The 15,697-nt window shown below is 63.1% G+C and carries 11 protein-coding genes and 1 pseudogene; 7 read left to right on the top strand and 5 right to left on the bottom strand.

The window, feature by feature from the left end; all coding sequences use genetic code 11:
- Nucleotides 1-42 precede the first annotated feature (42 nt).
- From ACWUKX_RS26865 to ACWUKX_RS26855, 3 genes are all read left to right on the top strand, one after another.
- A complete protein-coding gene (locus ACWUKX_RS26865) occupies nt 43-843 on the top strand; it encodes an extensin-like domain-containing protein (RefSeq protein ID WP_065012005.1) in 801 nt (266 codons plus the stop codon).
- An 88-nt stretch (nt 844-931) separates the two neighbouring features.
- On the top strand, nt 932-1,639 hold the full coding sequence (locus ACWUKX_RS26860; protein ID WP_287114815.1) for an LssY C-terminal domain-containing protein: 708 nt from the start codon (nt 932-934) through the stop codon (nt 1,637-1,639).
- A gap of 156 nt (nt 1,640-1,795) precedes the next feature.
- Nucleotides 1,796-3,106 carry a hemolysin family protein gene (locus ACWUKX_RS26855; protein WP_456009759.1) on the top strand — a complete coding sequence of 437 codons (1,311 nt, stop codon included), beginning with the start codon at nt 1,796-1,798 and terminating at the stop codon, nt 3,104-3,106.
- 62 nt (nt 3,107-3,168) lie between these two features.
- Here the strand turns inward: ACWUKX_RS26855 and otnC are convergent, their stop codons facing one another.
- The gene (otnC, locus tag ACWUKX_RS26850; protein ID WP_127317522.1) at nt 3,169-3,834 is read right to left on the bottom strand and encodes a 3-oxo-tetronate 4-phosphate decarboxylase; all 666 of its coding nucleotides are present in this window, start codon (nt 3,832-3,834) and stop codon (nt 3,169-3,171) included.
- Nucleotides 3,831-4,847 carry a LacI family DNA-binding transcriptional regulator gene (locus ACWUKX_RS26845; protein WP_095519157.1) on the bottom strand — a complete coding sequence of 339 codons (1,017 nt, stop codon included), beginning with the start codon at nt 4,845-4,847 and terminating at the stop codon, nt 3,831-3,833. Before ACWUKX_RS26845 ends, otnC begins: the two co-directional genes overlap by 4 nt.
- 204 nt (nt 4,848-5,051) lie before the next feature.
- Between ACWUKX_RS26845 and ACWUKX_RS26840 the strand changes: the two genes are divergently transcribed.
- From ACWUKX_RS26840 to otnK, 4 genes are read left to right on the top strand one after another with little or no spacing between them, the layout of a single operon-like run.
- The gene (locus ACWUKX_RS26840; protein ID WP_456009772.1) at nt 5,052-6,365 is read left to right on the top strand and encodes an MFS transporter; all 1,314 of its coding nucleotides are present in this window, start codon (nt 5,052-5,054) and stop codon (nt 6,363-6,365) included.
- Between the two features lie 30 nt (nt 6,366-6,395).
- On the top strand, nt 6,396-7,340 hold the full coding sequence (gene ltnD / locus ACWUKX_RS26835; RefSeq protein WP_456009758.1) for an L-threonate dehydrogenase: 945 nt from the start codon (nt 6,396-6,398) through the stop codon (nt 7,338-7,340).
- An 18-nt stretch (nt 7,341-7,358) separates the two neighbouring features.
- Nucleotides 7,359-8,177: a 2-oxo-tetronate isomerase gene (otnI, locus tag ACWUKX_RS26830; protein ID WP_456009757.1), complete on the top strand. Its 819-nt coding sequence runs from the start codon at nt 7,359-7,361 to the stop codon at nt 8,175-8,177.
- Complete coding sequence (otnK, locus tag ACWUKX_RS26825) at nt 8,174-9,451, top strand: 3-oxo-tetronate kinase (RefSeq protein WP_456009756.1); 1,278 nt, start codon at nt 8,174-8,176, stop codon at nt 9,449-9,451. Before otnI ends, otnK begins: the two co-directional genes overlap by 4 nt.
- A 205-nt stretch (nt 9,452-9,656) precedes the next feature.
- Here the strand turns inward: otnK and ACWUKX_RS26820 are convergent.
- The 3 genes and pseudogenes from ACWUKX_RS26820 to ACWUKX_RS26810 form a co-directional block, all read right to left on the bottom strand.
- A pseudogene (locus ACWUKX_RS26820) lies at nt 9,657-9,851 on the bottom strand (DUF1857 domain-containing protein); the annotation flags it as partial.
- Between the two features lie 129 nt (nt 9,852-9,980).
- Nucleotides 9,981-11,825, bottom strand: coding sequence for a CHASE2 domain-containing protein (locus ACWUKX_RS26815; protein ID WP_456009755.1), 1,845 nt, complete (start codon nt 11,823-11,825; stop codon nt 9,981-9,983).
- A complete protein-coding gene (locus tag ACWUKX_RS26810; protein WP_456009754.1) occupies nt 11,825-15,475 on the bottom strand; it encodes a tetratricopeptide repeat protein in 3,651 nt (1,216 codons plus the stop codon). The genes ACWUKX_RS26815 and ACWUKX_RS26810 overlap by 1 nt, the downstream gene beginning before the upstream one ends.
- Nucleotides 15,476-15,697 lie beyond the last annotated feature (222 nt).

Here is a 15,697-nt window from a genome sequence, read left to right as displayed (position 1 = left end):
AGAGCCTGATCGGGACCAGGCTCGGGGACAGGGATCTTGTCGATGGCCGGGATATTTCGCGCCGCGCTTGTCGCCGTGCGGCAAACCAGACGCGCGCGCATGATTCCCGGCGCGCTTGCCATCGCAGCGATCTCGGCATGCACCACCGGCAGCGTACTTTCGCTGGAACCGGCCGTCGATGTCGGAAGCCAGACATCAGCCGTTCCGAACTACGCGGGCATGCAGCGCCTCGTCCCCTCCAACCCATACATGACCGCCGCCTATCCGCGCATGGACGAGCCGATGGCGCCAACCGAACAGATGCCGGCCAGCGAGGTCGACTGCCGCAAGGAATTGAAGCGCCTGGGCGTCGTCTACACCGACCTTGCGCCGATCCGCGAAGGCCAGTGCGGCATCGACTATCCAGTCAAGGTCTCGGCTATCGGCAGCATCGGGATGAAGCCGGCCGCGACACTGACCTGCGACATGGCCGCCACCTTCGCCGGCTGGACCAGGAATGAACTCGTGCCCTCCGCCCGCTGGCGTTATTTCTCCGGCGTCAAGACCATTCGCCAGGGCTCGAGCTATTCCTGCCGCAGGATCGCCGGCGAAGGCGTGCTGTCGGAGCACGGCAAGGGCAACGCCCTCGACGTCATGAGCATCGAGCTCGGCAATGGCAAAGATATCGACGTGCGCAAGCCCGGCCTATTCGCCTTCCGCACGCGCGGCTTCCTCAACACTGTGCGCGCCGACGGCTGTGAGTATTTCACCACTGTGCTCGGCCCCGGCTACAATTACGATCACCGCAACCATTTCCATTTCGACATCAAGAACCGCAAGAACGGCTACCGCGCCTGCCGCTGAGCCCAAGCGATGCCCACTGCCCAAGTTCTGCGCCGCCGCGTAGAATGACGCCGCATAAGGTGATGCCGTATCGCCTGGGTGGTATCTCGTGAGCCGACGAAGCCTTCGACGACGCGCAACGATCTGGCTGGTGGCGTTCTGTGCCGGCTATCTCGTGCTCGCCTATTTCGCCGCACCGGAATTCTGGACCCTGCGGGACCGCAACTTCCGAACGCAGCGCTTCGAGATGGTGACGCACACGCCGCAGGGCATTGCGGGCGATCCGATCAATGTCGGCCTCGTCGGTACCAAAAAAGAGCTGGTCCACGCCTTCGCCGTCGCCGGATGGGACACGGCCGACGCCCTCACGCTGAAGACCGCGATCGAGATCGGCGAAAGCGTGCTGTTCGATCGGCCCTATCCCGACGCGCCGGTCAGCCGGTTGTTATTTGAAGGCCGTGCACAGGATCTCGCCTTCGAGAAGCCGGTCGGCGACAGTGCCGACCGGCGTCATCACGTCCGCTTCTGGCAGACAGATGCGACCGGAGACGATGGCCGGCCGCTCTGGCTGGGTGCGGCAAGTTTCGATCGCGGCGTCGGCCTCAGCCACGACACCGGCGCGATCACCCACCATATCGGTCCCGACATCGACGCCGAGCGCGACTTCCTGATCCGCGACCTTTCTGCCGCAGGCATGCTGATCTCGACCAGCGAGATATCAGGCATCGGTGCGACAAAGACCGGGCGCAATGGCGGCGGTGATCCCTATTTCACCGACGGCAAGGCGGTAGTGGGCGTGCTGCTGCAGTTGCCGTAGGCGCAAGACGAGCCGCTGGCCTCCGGCTCATCGTCGCCCTGATCGAACATTTTTCGTCGCCACCATGGGATGCCGTGTGAGATGGTTGCGCCCGCCGCCATGAAAAATGACGTCCATCTATTTTCGAAGACCTCACCGCAATGCTATTGACCCCTCATGCTCTACGCTGAAATCGCTATCGTGGTCGTCCTCATCTGCGTGAACGGCCTTCTGGCAATGTCCGAGCTTGCCATCGTCTCGTCACGGCCTGCCCGCCTCATGGCGATGATCGACCGCAACGTGACGGGTGCCGGACGCGCCTTGGCACTCGGCTCCAATCCAGGCAAATTCCTGTCGTCCGTGCAGATCGGCATCACCCTGGTCGGTGTTTTGTCAGGCGCCTTTTCCGGCGCCACGCTCGGTGAGCGGCTGTCCGTGTTCCTGGCATCGACCGGCGTCCGCGAAAGCCTTGCCGACCCGATCGGCGTCGGCATCGTCGTCGCCCTCATCACCTACTTCTCGCTCATCATCGGCGAACTGGTGCCCAAGCAGATCGCGTTGCGCGATCCCGAACGCGTCGCCGCCAGGGTTGCTCCGGCGATGACCATGCTTGCCACCGTCTCGGCGCCGCTGGTCTTCCTGCTCGACATTTCCGGCCGCGCTATGCTCTGGCTGCTTGGCCAACGCGGTGAAAGCGAGGAGAAGGTCACCGACGAGGAGATCAAGATGCTGGTCGCCGAGGCCGAGCATCACGGCACCATCGAATCCGACGAGCGGCGCATGATCGCCGGCGTTATGCGGCTCGGCGACCGCGCCGTCCGCGCGGTGATGACGCCGCGCACCGAGGTCGACTGGATCAACCTGCAGTCCGATGACGTGGCGACCCGCAAGCTCTTGATGGAGACCCAGCATTCGCGCCTGCCAGCCGGCGATGGCAGTGTCGACGCCATGATCGGCGTCGTCCAGACCCGCGACGTGCTGGCCGCGATGCTTGGCGGTCGCGCACTCGACCCGCGCCGGCACGTGCGCACCGCTCCCATCGTCCATGACCAGGCCGACGCGCTGGATGTCCTTTCGACACTCAAGGAATCCAACGTGCCGATGGCGCTGGTCCATGACGAATACGGCCATTTCGAAGGCATTGTCACCCCGGCGGACATACTGGAAGCCATCACCGGCGTCTTCCGGGCGGACCTCGACGCCGGCGACGAGGAAAACGCCGTCAAGCGCGAGGACGGCTCATGGCTGCTCGCCGGCTACATGCAGGCCGACGAGATGGCGGACGTTCTCGGCATCGACCTGCCCGAGAACCGCGACTACGAGACTGTCGCCGGTTACGTGCTGTCGCACCTGCACCATCTGCCGACGACCGGCGAATGCGTGGATGCGCAGGGCTGGCGCTTCGAGGTCGTCGACCTCGACGGCCGCCGCATCGACAAGCTCATCGCCACGCGCCTGCCCGGCGGCCATCGCGAAATCGTGCGCTAACAATCAACACGATGTATGGGCCTGTTCGCAAGCAGGAATGAGCCTGTTCCGGTTAGGGTGTCCTAATGGTGGTGCCCGTCTTGCTCCGGCAAGGATATCCCGAAAACCCGCACCAAATCGGCGACCTGTTCCGGCGACAGGTAGCGGGGATTGAGGCCGCGCAACAGCAGATAGAGCTTTGCGGTTTCTTCCAGCTCCTCGGTAGCGAATACGGCGGCCTCGAGCGTTTCGCCCGCGACCACGGGACCGTGGTTTGCCAGCAGCACTGAGGAGTAGCGCCCGGCGAGGCCCTTGATCGCAGCGACAACCGCCGGGTCGCCTGGGCGATGATAGGACACCAGCGCGGTTTGTCCGGCGCGCATCAGGTAGTAGGGCGTCATCGGCGGCAGCACCGCCTTGGGATCTATTTCCGGCAGCATGGAAAGGGCGACTGCGTGGGTCGAGTGCAGGTGCACGATGGCGCGCGCCTCTGCCCTCGTCTGATAGAGCGCAGTATGCAATGGAATTTCCTTGGTCGGCGCATCGCCAGAGGTCAGCCGGCCTTGCGCATCGAGGCGGGAAATTCGGGCAGGATCCAGGAATCCTAGCGAGGCATTCGTGGGTGTGACCAGCCAGCCGCCATCATCGAGCCGCAGGCTGATATTGCCTGACGATCCCGGCGTCAGCCCGCGCTCGAACAACGAACGTCCGAAGCGGCAGATATCGTCCCTCAGCTTGGTTTCAGTCACGTCGTCGCCCCTTCAATCAGCTCGAACCCGATATCGACCACTGCGGATGGCCCATCGGAGCAGACGAGCCGTGCTCCGATCTCACCGACGGTCACTCGCGGCGTCAGGATGGTCGAAAGTGGCTGCGGCGCACTTCTGGCTACATCGAGACCGTTGTAGCCGAAGATCGCCAGCCGGTCCGGTATCGTGATGCCGTGGGCGAGACAGTGGAAATAGCCGCCGATCGCCATGTCGTCGTTGGAGAAGTAAACCGCATCCAGATCGGGACAACGCTCCAGCAATCGAGCCAGCCCGTCGCGCCCGGCTTCGATCGAAGATGCGGCACGAATGATTTCTTCTCCGATGATGCTCAGCCCGGCTTCGCCCAGGGCCGCGCGAAACGCTGCGAAACGCTTGGCCGCGCGGAGGTCCAGGCTGAGGTCGTGGCCGACGTAGCCGATGCAGCGATAGCCGCGCGACATCAAATGCTGAGCGCTCACCCGGCCTGCCTTGCGGTTGGAAAAGCCCACGACGATGTCGATGCCCTCGCCATCGGTATCGAGCAATTCGGCCACTCTGATGCGGGCGTTCCGCAGCATCGCTCCGGTGCGCTCGGTGTGCTCGAGCCCCGCTACCATCATCCCGGCTGGGCGCCAGCTGAGGAGTGACTCGATGACGCTCTCCTCTCGCTCCGGATCGTAGTCGGTCACCGCGACGACAGGTTGGAAGCCGGCGCCGACCAGTACCGTATTGGCGCCGCGCAGCACATCCGGAAAGACGATGTTGCTTAGCGAGGGAATGACGACACCGACGAGCTTGGACCCCATGGAGGCCAGGGTTCCCGCGATCCGGTTTGGCACATAGCCGAGGCTCCGCGCGGCAGTGAGTACGCTCTCGCGTGTCTTGGTCGAGAAGGAACCATGCCCTCGCAACACGCGCGAGGCGGTGCTTTCGCCGACGCCAGCCGCGCGCGCGACGTCAGTGAGGGTTATCATCGCGCCGGTTTGCGTACCGTCTTCTGCTTCGCTCTGCATTCCGGTTTCTCGGCTCGATGCGTCGGTACGACTCCAATTCCTGACGCTTCTTTTGTCACATTCCAGCGCCGCACTCAACAGAATTTGGCAGCGCTGCCACTTTTCGTTTGGCAGCGCTGCCATTCTGGGCTATGCAAGCGCTGCCAAAATTCAGCCAGGGGCGTGAGACCTGAGGGACCACCGCTACGTTATGGGAGGAAACAGATGACGATACTGACCCCGACGCTTCCGGCTGAGGCCGGAGCAGAAGACGGCATCAAAAGGATTGCCTACAGCAAAGTTTTCTGGCGCATCGTGCCGTTTCTGATGCTGTGTTATGTCGTTGCGTATCTCGATCGCGTCAACGTGGGCTTTGCCAAGCTGCAGATGTCGGCCGATCTTGCCTTCAGTGAAACCGTCTACGGCCTTGGCGCCGGCATCTTCTTCATCGGCTATTTCCTGTTCGAGATCCCGAGCAACGTCATCCTGCACAAAGTAGGGGCACGCGTCTGGATCGCCCGCATAATGATCACCTGGGGCCTGATTTCGGCCGGTTTCATGTTCACTGCATCTGCCCCGATGTTCTACCTGCTGCGCTTCCTGCTCGGTGTCGCCGAGGCTGGTTTCTACCCCGGTATCATCCTCTTCCTCACCTACTGGTATCCCTCGCATCGGCGCGCCAAGATCATCGCGATATTCATGTCCGCGATCCCCATCTCGGGGATTTTCGGTAATCCGCTTTCTGGCTGGATCATGGATTCGTTCCATGGCAGCAACGGCCTTGCTGGCTGGCAGTGGATGTTCCTGATCGAAGCGGGTCCAGCAATCCTGCTCGGCATCGCAGTCTTTTTCTTCCTTGACAACGGCATCCGTCACGCCAAGTGGCTGAGTGAAGCGGAGAAGCAGGCAATCGAGCGAGAGATCGCCCAGGAAGAGCACGGCAAGGAACGCTCACACTCCGTCGCCGGCATTTTCCGCGATCCCCGGATCTGGCTGATGTGTCTGATCTATTTCTGCTTCGTAATGGGCCAGTACGGATTGACGTTCTGGATGCCCACGCTGGTCAAGGCGACGGGCGTCGCCGGCAACCTCAACATCGGACTGATCAGCGCAATCCCGTTTATCTGCGCTGTGATCGCCATGAACTTTTTTGGGCGCAGCGCCGACAGATATCGCGAGCGCCGCTGGCACCTGGTGGTTCCCGCTCTCTTTGGAGCAGTCGGCTTTGTGGTTGCAGCTACCTCGCCCGATCCCACCATCGCGATTGCCTTTCTGTCGCTGGCCGCAGCGGGTGCGATCACTTGTGCGCCGCTGTTCTGGTCACTGCCCACAGCGTTCCTCGGCGGAACTGGTGCTGCGGCTGGTATTGCGCTCATCAATTCGGTCGGAAATCTCGCCGGCTTCGTCAGCCCCTATCTCGTTGGCTATCTCAAGGATCTGACAGGAACGACCCAGGTCGGCATGTACGCGCTGGCCGCAATTCTAGTGGTCGGCGCGATCCTGGTTCTGACGGTCCCACCCAAACTGGTCAACCGCTAGCAGAACCGCCTCATGCAGGGAGTTTCCATTATGACCACCACCGACAAGCAGAAGGATATCCCAGCTGCAGCCGCACTACGGGTCGCGGTTATTGGCCTCGGTTCGATGGGATTTGGGATGGCGGCATCGCTTCGCCGCGCCGGGTTCGAGGTGACGGGCTTCGACGTCAACGAGCAGATGGTGGCGCGCCTTGTCGCTAACGGCGGGCGGGGGGCACAAACCCCCGCCCAGGCCGCCCAGGCCGCGGACGTCGTGGTTTCTGTCGTCGTCAACGCGGCGCAGACCGAAGCGATCCTCTTTGGTGCGGATGGAGTGGCCGAAACCCTGCCAGATGGCGCGGTGTTCGTCTCCTCAGCCACCATGGATCCTGACGTTGCACGCAATCTGGCCGCCCGGCTGGAAACCACCGGACGGCTCTATCTCGACGCGCCAATCAGTGGCGGGTCGGTCCGCGCGGCGGAAGGCGCCCTCACCATTCTGGCCTCCGGCAGCGCCGCCGCCTTTGCCAGGGCGCGGCCCGCACTCGACGCGATGGCAACCAAGCTTTATGAACTTGGGGATGAACCGGGCGTCGGCGCGGCATTCAAGATGATAAACCAGTTGCTCGCCGGTGTGCATATCGCGGCAGCGAGCGAAGCCATCGCCTTGGCCGCACGGCAAGGGCTCGATATTCGCAAGGTCTACGAGGTCATCACCGCCTCGGCCGGCAATTCATGGATGTTCGAGAACCGGATTCCGCACGTGCTCGACGGCGACTATGCCCCACGCAGCGCCGTCGACATTTTCGTCAAGGATCTCGGTATCATCCAGGATATGGCGCGCAGCGCCAAGTTCCCCGTGCCGGTCGCGGCCGCAGCGCTGCAGATGTTCCTGATGACCTCGGCGGCCGGGATGGGGCGCGATGACGATGCCTCGGTCGCCCGACTCTACGCAAAGATCACGGGCACCGACTTGCCCGGCGAACCGCAAACCTGACCAGGACCGGACCCAGCCATGCCCCGCTTCGCCGCCAATCTCACCATGATGTTCAACGAATGGCCGTTCCTCGACCGGTTCGCTGCCGCCGCCGCTGCCGGCTTTGAAGCGGTCGAGTTCCTTTTCCCTTACGAGCATAGACCCGATGCGATCGCGGGACGCCTCGCAAAGAACGGTCTTAGCCAGGTCCTGTTCAACCTGCCGCCCGGTAACTGGGCTGCCGGTGAGCGTGGACTGGCCTCCCTGGCAGAACGGTTCGACGAGCTTCAGGTCGGCGTTGAAACAGCGCTCTCCTACGCAGAGGCGACCGGCGTCAAGCGCCTCCATCTCATGTCGGGGATTGCCTCTCGCGACGACAAGGAAGCCGTCGAGGCCTACCGGAAGGCCATCGTCTGGACGGCCGGGAAACTTGCCGACCGAGGCATCGATCTCTTGATCGAGCCGATCAACGGCCGTGACATGCCGGGTTACTTCCTCAACGACTTCGGCTTCGCCGAAGCTCTCGTCCGCGACCTGGCGCTACCCAATCTCAAGCTGCAATTCGACATCTACCATCGTCAGATCATGCATGGTGACGTCACCATGGCGCTTCGCCGGCTGATGCCGCTCATTGGTCACATCCAGATCGCCAGCGTGCCTTCGCGGCATGAACCGGCGACCGGGGAACTCGATGATCACTTCATTTTCGACGAGCTGGACCGGCTAGGATATGCCGGCTTTGTCGGCTGCGAATACCGGCCGAGGAGCAAGACGCTCGACGGGCTCAGCTGGCTCGCTCCCTATACCGGCGAGCGCCAGCGCCCAATTTCCGGTGCCAAACGCGGAGTTCTACCATGACGCTCTCGCTCGGCTGCATCGCGGACGATTACACCGGTGCCTCGGACCTGGCGAACACGCTGGCCAAAGAGGGTCTGCGTACGATCCAGACCATCGGAATTCCCACGGACGACCTGGCTTTGCCCGAAGTCGATGCGATCGTCGTTTCGCTGAAAATCCGGTCGATCGCCGCATCTGAGGCGGTCGAACGTGCCCGTGCCTCTGATCGCTGGCTGCGCGAGCGCGGCGCCAATCATGTCATGTACAAAATCTGTTCCACCTTCGATTCCACCGACTCGGGCAATATCGGCCAGGTGCTCGATTCCCTGCGCGCCGATGCCGGTGAAGCAACGGTGCTGGTGACGCCGGCCTTTCCGCAGACCGGTCGCACCGTCTATCAGGGCAATCTGTTCGTCGGTGCGGCGCCGCTCAATGAAAGCCCGCTGAGGGATCATCCGCTCAACCCCATGCACGATGCCAACCTGGTCCGCGTTCTAGCTCGGCAGAGTGCTGCGTCGGTTGGACTCGTCAATCTCGCAATCGTTGCGCGCGGCGCCGAGGCGATCGTCGAGCGGCTGGCACAGCTGGCATCCGATGGGAACGGAGCGGCCATCACCGATGCCGTGTTCGAGAGCGACCTCGAAGCAATTGGTGCGGCTGCGCTTCGTCAGCGGTTGTCGATCGGAGCCTCGGGCTTGGGATTGGGTCTTGCCCGCGGCCTGATCGCGGCGGGCACCGTACGTCGCCACGAGCGGACTGCTGTTTACGGCAAGCCGGTCGCGGGACCAGCAGCTGTTCTTGCCGGAAGCTGTTCACAGGCGACTTTGGAACAGATCGCCAAAGCCGAGCAGACAATGCCCGTCCTGCGGCTCGATCCGGAAAAGCTTATGAATGGGCGGGAGGAGGCACAGCTTGCCCTCGATTGGGCGGCCGAGCGGATGGCCCGAACTCCCGTCATCATCGCCAGCAGCTCGAATCCGGATGATGTATCTAGGCTGCAAACCCGCTACGGACGCGATGCGGTCGGCCAAGTCATTGAGCAGTCCCTTGCGGCGATTGCCGAAGGCCTGGTGGAACGGGGCGTGCGCCGCCTTATCGTCGCGGGCGGAGAGACATCCGGCGCGGTGGTCGACCGGCTTGCCATTCCCGCATTTGGCCTCGGGCAGGAAATCGTTGCGGGCGTGCCCGTCTTGCACAGTATCGGAGGTCGTCACGGCGACATGGTGTTGGCTCTTAAATCGGGAAATTTCGGCGGCGAAAGCTTCTTCGCGGACGCTTTGGCCATCATGGCATAAGCGCCGTGGCGGCTCTGGGGCCGTTTCCAGACAGTCAGGTTTCGGATGCGGCTCAGGGATAGCTGCCGTTCATCCAGGAGGCGCTGGCGCAAATATCCTGACGCGTCGTCGGAATGTCGTCACGATCGCGATAGGCGCTCTTAAATGTAAGGAGGGCGGGCCTGCCTGCTGGAAATGAGACAGGCCACCGGTCGCTCAACCCGTTTTAGAGCGAACCATCCGCCAGCAACTCGGGGGTGAGTTTCAGCGTCGAGAGGAGGGCGGCCTTGTAGCCCTGGTCGCTGTCGAACTGCGCCTGCTCGGTCTGCTCCTCGGGGCCGTTCGGCTCTTTGCCGCGCAGGCCGATGTAGCAGTAGAACCGAAGTTGCAGTTCGTCGGCATCATCCTCGAACAGTTCGTTGCGTGGCATCTTCGATCCGGACAATACCGGCTCCGTAAACTTCGCCCTGAAATGCCGTTATCGCGAGATAACCAGAACGAGCTACAAGGGGTCGCCGACAATCCTGTTCGAACGCGAACGGACAACCGCCTAACTTGCGGCTGTCGAAACCGGTGCGCTTACCGCCGCGGGGGCATAGACCATGGTAGACTCGCCGCGCCCCTTTACGGTGATCTCGCGCAGCGGGCTCAGCGGAATCCTGTCTGACACCAGTTCGGCGGTCGCCCGGCCGATCACCAGCGGAACGCCGAGATCCTTCGAGGCGCCCTCCAGCCGCGATGCCAGATTGACCGCGTCGCCGAGCGCCGAATAGTCGAAGCGCTGCTCCGATCCGACATTGCCGACGACGCATTGCCCGGTGTTGACGCCGATGCCGATGCGCAGCGCAATCGGCGTTTCGCCGCGCGTTTCGGCCTCCGCCTGCAATTGCGCGTTCAGCCGATCTAGCGCGGCGAGCATTTCGAGGCTGGCCTCCACCGCATGGATGGCGTGGTCTGGATCGTCCAGCGGCGCGTTCCAGAATGCCATCAGGCAGTCGCCGATATATTTGTCGATGGTGCCGCCATGCGCCATCACGACGTCGGAAAGCGGCGTCAGCAGCCGGTTGATCAGCGTTGTCAGCCGCTCGGGATCGCCCTTCATCGCCTCCGCGATGGTGGTGAAGCCGCGAATGTCGCAAAAGAGAATGGTCAGCGTGCGGATTTCGCCGCCAAGGCGAAGCTGCGTCGGGTCGCGCGCCAGGCGTTCCACCAGGGCCGGCGACAGATATTGCGAGAAGGCGCGCGTTATGCCGCGCCTAAGCTTCCGCTCCGCCGCGAAATCGCGCGCCGCCTGCGCGCTTGCGACAAGAGTAAAGGCAAGCGCTGGCGCCAGCGGCGCGACGAAGACACGGCCGTAGCGCAGCGCCATATAGCTGCCGGCGAGGAGCGCCAGCACGGCAACCACAGCGCCGGCCAGGGTCTTCCATCCGGTCGACTTCCAGACGGCAAGAACGCCAATGCCCGCGCCAAGCAGGATCGAGAGAATTGCCGCCCATGCCGGGGGGCGCGCGATGAACAGCTGATGCGCCAGATTGTCGAAGACCGTCGCCTGGATCTCGACGCCGGAAACGAGCCTGCCGGTGCGGATGGTGAACGGCGAGGCGTGGACGTCGGCGCCGCCTTGCGACAGCGTCGGCGCGTTCTGCAGGCTGAGCCCGACCATGACGATGCGGCCGCGGAAAAAATTCTCCGGCAGGAAACTGTCGGGATCGAGCGCCTGATAGTAGGAGACGGTCGGATATGTGCGAGACGGGCCGAAGGCCTGCAGCAGCGCGTTTCGCGGTACAGTGGCCGGCCGGCCGGCGGCGTTCAGAAGCTCTGCCGCAAAGCCGTCGCCATAGCCCGGCACGCGCCGCAGGATGCCGTCGCCGTCGGGCGCGATTGAGGCGATGCCGGTTGCGGCGCCCGTCGCGGTGAAAATGGCCAGCGGCTCGACCCGGACATGCTGGGCGGCCTGCTCGGTCTCGATGAATGTCTCGTCACCGGCCAGAACCACGTCCGGGCCAAGGCTCTTGACCAACGCTTCGTCCGCGGCCGGCGTCGACGGCTCGGCAAAGATGATGTCGAGCCCGACGGCTTTCGCTCCAGCGCGGCGCAGAGCCTCGACGAGCCGCCCGTGAAGATCGCGCGGCCATGGCCATTGCGGGCCGATCTCGGCAAGCGAGGGCTCGTCGATGGCGACAATGACCGGCCCGTCATCGGGCGGGGGCGGCGGCGAAATGGTAGAGAGATAATCGAAAGCGCGCGCCTCGACGAGCTTCCATGGCGTGAGCAGGGACAGACCAGCAACTAGCAGCACGGCGAGGACCGCAATCGCAAGAATGCCGTTGCGGCAGGAGGGGGTTCCGGGCGCGGAAGCGCCAAGGCCCTTCCACCACGGCCCGCCTGCAAACATCAGAACCGGACCTTCAGCGAACCGACGATGCTGCGGCCCCAGCCGGGGGTGAACGATGCGACCTGAAAATCCTCGTCGAACAGATTGTACGCGGCAATTTCGAGTTCAAATCGTTTGTCGAAAGGTTCCCAGGTCAGGAAGGCATCCGTCGACCAGTAGGATTCGAGCTCAGTCCCCGCCGCATCGCCGGTGCGTGAGCCGACATAGGTTTCGGCCAGCGTGACCTTGATGTTGGACGGGTGAACCCAGGTCAGGCCAAACCGCGCGGACGTTTCGGGGACAAAGGGCAGCGGGCCGCCGAAGCCTGGACTTGTCGGATCTTCGTTCTCTGAATCGGCGTAGGCAAAGGTCGCGAACGCGCCGAAGCCGTTGCCGATCCAGACGTTGGCCGTGGCGCTGATCCGGTCGAGCCGGCCCTCGCTGAGATCGATTGTGGTGGCGGAAGCCGGAACGCCGATCGAAAGTTTCTCGAATTCCTGATGCTGGTAATCGACGGCCGTAAAAAGGCGGCTGTTCCACTCGGCGTCCCAGCGCGCGGCAAACGTGTCCGAAAAGCCGTCGACAGCTAGAGAATTCTGATTGGATTGCAGGCCGAGTATTCCGACCGGCGCCAAGGTCGCCGACGTTATGAACGAGCCTTCGCGCAGGAACCCGGCGCGTAGGTAATGGCCTTCGAAAGGCGTCCAGGCGACACCGAGGCGAGGCTCCAGGCGTTGTTCATCAATCGTGCCACCGTCGAAATAAGTGCCGAATAAGGCTCCCTCCACTTTGAGATTGGGGTTGAACTCGTAGACGGCGTCGAAATAGACGCGCCCAATGGCGACATCGACTGCCGTAGTGGATTCGGATATGATTGTGTCCGGGATAAAAGGAAACACGAAAGAAAGCGTTTCGTCTTTTGAGACTTCCAAGAGTCCGCCCTCACCTCCGTATCGGAGAGTCAAGTCACCGGTTCCGTAGATGTGATTGAATGCGGCGAGATAGGATTGCTGGCTGGTCTCACTCTCCAGAATGAATCCTGTTTCCCCGAAGCCGATTTCCTCCAAGCGGGTTCTGTTGCTTCGATCCGTAATGTCGGTCGCAAACAGCGCCGCGCTGGCAACGTTCTGGTAACCAAATGTATGGCTCCAGGCGACCCCGGCGTTGCCGGTTCGGGTGTCGCCGGAATCGGCATACGTTCCTCCTAGCGGCAGAACGGTAGGGTCCAGCACTGTGCTTAGGTCGAACTCGAAGTCCTTGACATCGATATACGCCACCATCCGGTCATTCGGCGTCGGCTTCATGGCCATGTAGCCTGTGCCGGTGATCGAACGGTCATCGAGATCGAACTGGCCGGTCGCTGGATCATCGCCGCGACGCGTGTCGGTCTCCAAACCGTTGATCCTGCCGTAGAAGCTCCAGGGAAAGGGAGCTGCTTGATACCCTTGGGTTTCGATTTCGCTGTTCCAACCCAGATCGCCGTCATCGGCGACAAAACCCCCGCCGACGGTGGTTTCGATGAAAGGTCGCCGGAGGATGTTGGCGCTCCTCTGGCGGCCGGCCAGCATTTGCGGGTCGAGCATCAAGCCTTGGAAAAACGATGAGAAGCTGGTTGCATTAGGGCCCGGTTCCGTCGGCACGTCGCCGAAACGCAGATTGTTGACGAAGGGATTTAAGCTACCGGCAAGCGCCTGGTCGACATAACCGGAGCCGGTGAAGGGATCGAAAACCGCGTCGCCGTAGTAGCGGCCCCAGGCGTTGAGATTGAGTAGCCGGAACGCGTCGTTCAACGTCGAGCCGGTGTCGCGATTGGCGCTGAGGGCGGCATAGTCGCCGCCGCGCGCTCTGGTGCGCTTCAGCGCTTCCTGTGCGCTGGCGATCGCCTTGTCGGCTTCGTACTCGTCGATTGCAACCGCCGTGCGGAAGGATGAAATCACCGGATCGTTCGGATCAAGGCGGTCGGCGTTTTCGATAGCCTGTTCGGCGGGTTCCAGCTCGCCGGCTTCGTAATAGGCGACGGCAAGCAGCAGCAATCCATTGGAATAGGCCGGATTGGCGGTCGTGCCGGCGAGTAGGTCGTCACGCGCTTTGTCCAGTTCGCCGGTCTGCAGATAGTAGCGGCCGCGCGCAACCAGCCCGATGTCGAACGCCGGATCGACTGCGAGCGCCGTGTCGATTTCGGCCTTCGCTTCGGCCGTGCGGTCCTGCTCGAGATAGATGATGGCGAGGTTGGCGTGGGGGACAGGATCTTTCGGGTCGAGTTCGATAGCGCGCTTCAGCGCCGCCTCCGCCTCGCGAGTGGCGCCGCGCGCGCTCTGAACGAGGCCGAGAGCGTTCCAGCTCGCCGAGCCGGGCGCCAGCTCCACCGCGCGCTCGAGGTCGGCAAGCGCGCCTTCAAGATCGCCCTTGATTCCGGCCCGATAACCGGCGCGTGCTTGGAGCGCGATCATATTATCCGGGTCGAGCGACAAAGCGCGATCGATTGCCGCTTCCACCTGTTCGCGGTCGTCGAGCAGGAACGCAATTTGTGCCCTGAGGGCGGGCAGCGTCGGATCACCGGGATAGCGCCGTTCGGCTCTTTCGAGAACGGCAATTGCAGCTTTGAGGTCGACCAGAAATCCGGCCGTCAGAGCCTCGGCGATGGCCGCGGCGACGCCGGCATCCGCATTAACCGGCGGAGCTTCGATATGGCTGGGGTCAGCCAGCGAGCGCGCATAGTAGCCGCCATAGCGCGCCATGACACGCCGGCTGGGATCGAGATGCGGCGCCGCGCGTTCGAACAGATGCGCCGCCTCGGCATAGCGCTGTTCGGCGCCGGCGATCAACGCGTCGATCAGATCGAGCCGGGCTTCCTGCGCGCGCGTCAGCGGGAATTGTCGCGCCTGCCTGGCCGCGTCGCGCGCCGCTTCCCGCCCTTCAAAGTCAAGATTAACCTCGGCCAATGTCACCCAGTCCTCGGCGGATCGGGACGACGGCTCCATCGCCTTTATCCTGGCGCGCGCCTTGCGCATGTCCAGGCTCGACAATGCCGATGCTGGCAGGACGGTGAAAGCGTCGCGCAAGGAGTAGTAGAACAGCATCTGCTCGCGGTCGTCCGAATCGACGATGACGACCTTCGTCGGCGCCGAGCCGATGGTGGCCGCCGCGGCTTCGCCTTCGGCGACGCTGACCGAGCCGAATTCGTTGGCGAGTTCTACCGTGCCTTCCAGCACGATCAGCGAGGTGCGGCCGTTGCCGTCGACGGTCATCGTCCAGTCGGTGCCGCGGATGGCGGCGGCGGCGGCGGGCGTGTCGATGGTCAGCCCTTCGCCGCCGCGCTCTGCTCGCGCCCAGATGGTGCCGCTCTCCAGCTTGAACTCGGTGTCGGACGCCGCGCCGATCTTTTTGACCAGGAGCGTCGTATTGCGGCCAAGCCGCATCTGGGTGCGGTCGGCAAACAGCACTGCTAGGCTGCCGGTGGCGTTGGTGCGCAGATAGTCGCCGGGGACGACGTCCTGCCTGAGATCGACCACCTGCCAAGAGGCGAATTCTAGGAAGCGCACTTCCTCGCCCGATTTGCGGGCAATGACCGACCCGGCCGCCGGCTGGTTGCGCGGCACGATATCGGCCGCCGCCGGCTGGATGCCGACGAGCGCCGTCAACAACAGCGAAAAACTTACCGGCCCCCGCATCGCAGTTCTGAAGCGCGCCCCCTCTTCGTACGGCTTTATGACGGTTCATTCATCGAACTGTCAAATACTCCGTTGCAGCAGATCGCCGAACACGGCAAACGTTGCTGCCCGGACACACAGCATCGGAAAACAGGCGCTATGTCCGGGCGGCTGTGACCTATAAGCAGTTGAGTGAAGGGACTTCAAAGTGGGACCATCTTCGTCGCTTGAAAACCCGTGGCT

This window comes from Mesorhizobium sp. f-mel, from assembly GCF_053850215.1.
The sequence above is the reverse complement of the archived record's forward strand: the minus strand, read 5'-3'. Positions and strand labels throughout refer to the sequence as shown.

Excerpts from the sequence above, each read along its gene's own strand:
- ACWUKX_RS26865 (WP_065012005.1), top strand. The coding sequence starts at position 43 with ATGGCCGGGATATTTCGCGCCGCGCTTGTCGCCGTGCGGCAAACCAGA.
- ACWUKX_RS26815 (WP_456009755.1), bottom strand. The coding sequence starts at position 11,825 with ATGTTTGCAGGCGGGCCGTGGTGGAAGGGCCTTGGCGCTTCCGCGCCC.
- otnI (WP_456009757.1), top strand. The coding sequence starts at position 7,359 with ATGCCCCGCTTCGCCGCCAATCTCACCATGATGTTCAACGAATGGCCG.
- otnK (WP_456009756.1), top strand. The coding sequence starts at position 8,174 with ATGACGCTCTCGCTCGGCTGCATCGCGGACGATTACACCGGTGCCTCG.
- ACWUKX_RS26840 (WP_456009772.1), top strand. The coding sequence starts at position 5,052 with ATGACGATACTGACCCCGACGCTTCCGGCTGAGGCCGGAGCAGAAGAC.
- ACWUKX_RS26810 (WP_456009754.1), bottom strand. The coding sequence starts at position 15,475 with ATGCGGGGGCCGGTAAGTTTTTCGCTGTTGTTGACGGCGCTCGTCGGC.
- ACWUKX_RS26845 (WP_095519157.1), bottom strand. The coding sequence starts at position 4,847 with ATGCAGAGCGAAGCAGAAGACGGTACGCAAACCGGCGCGATGATAACC.
- ltnD (WP_456009758.1), top strand. The coding sequence starts at position 6,396 with ATGACCACCACCGACAAGCAGAAGGATATCCCAGCTGCAGCCGCACTA.
- ACWUKX_RS26855 (WP_456009759.1), top strand. The coding sequence starts at position 1,796 with ATGCTCTACGCTGAAATCGCTATCGTGGTCGTCCTCATCTGCGTGAAC.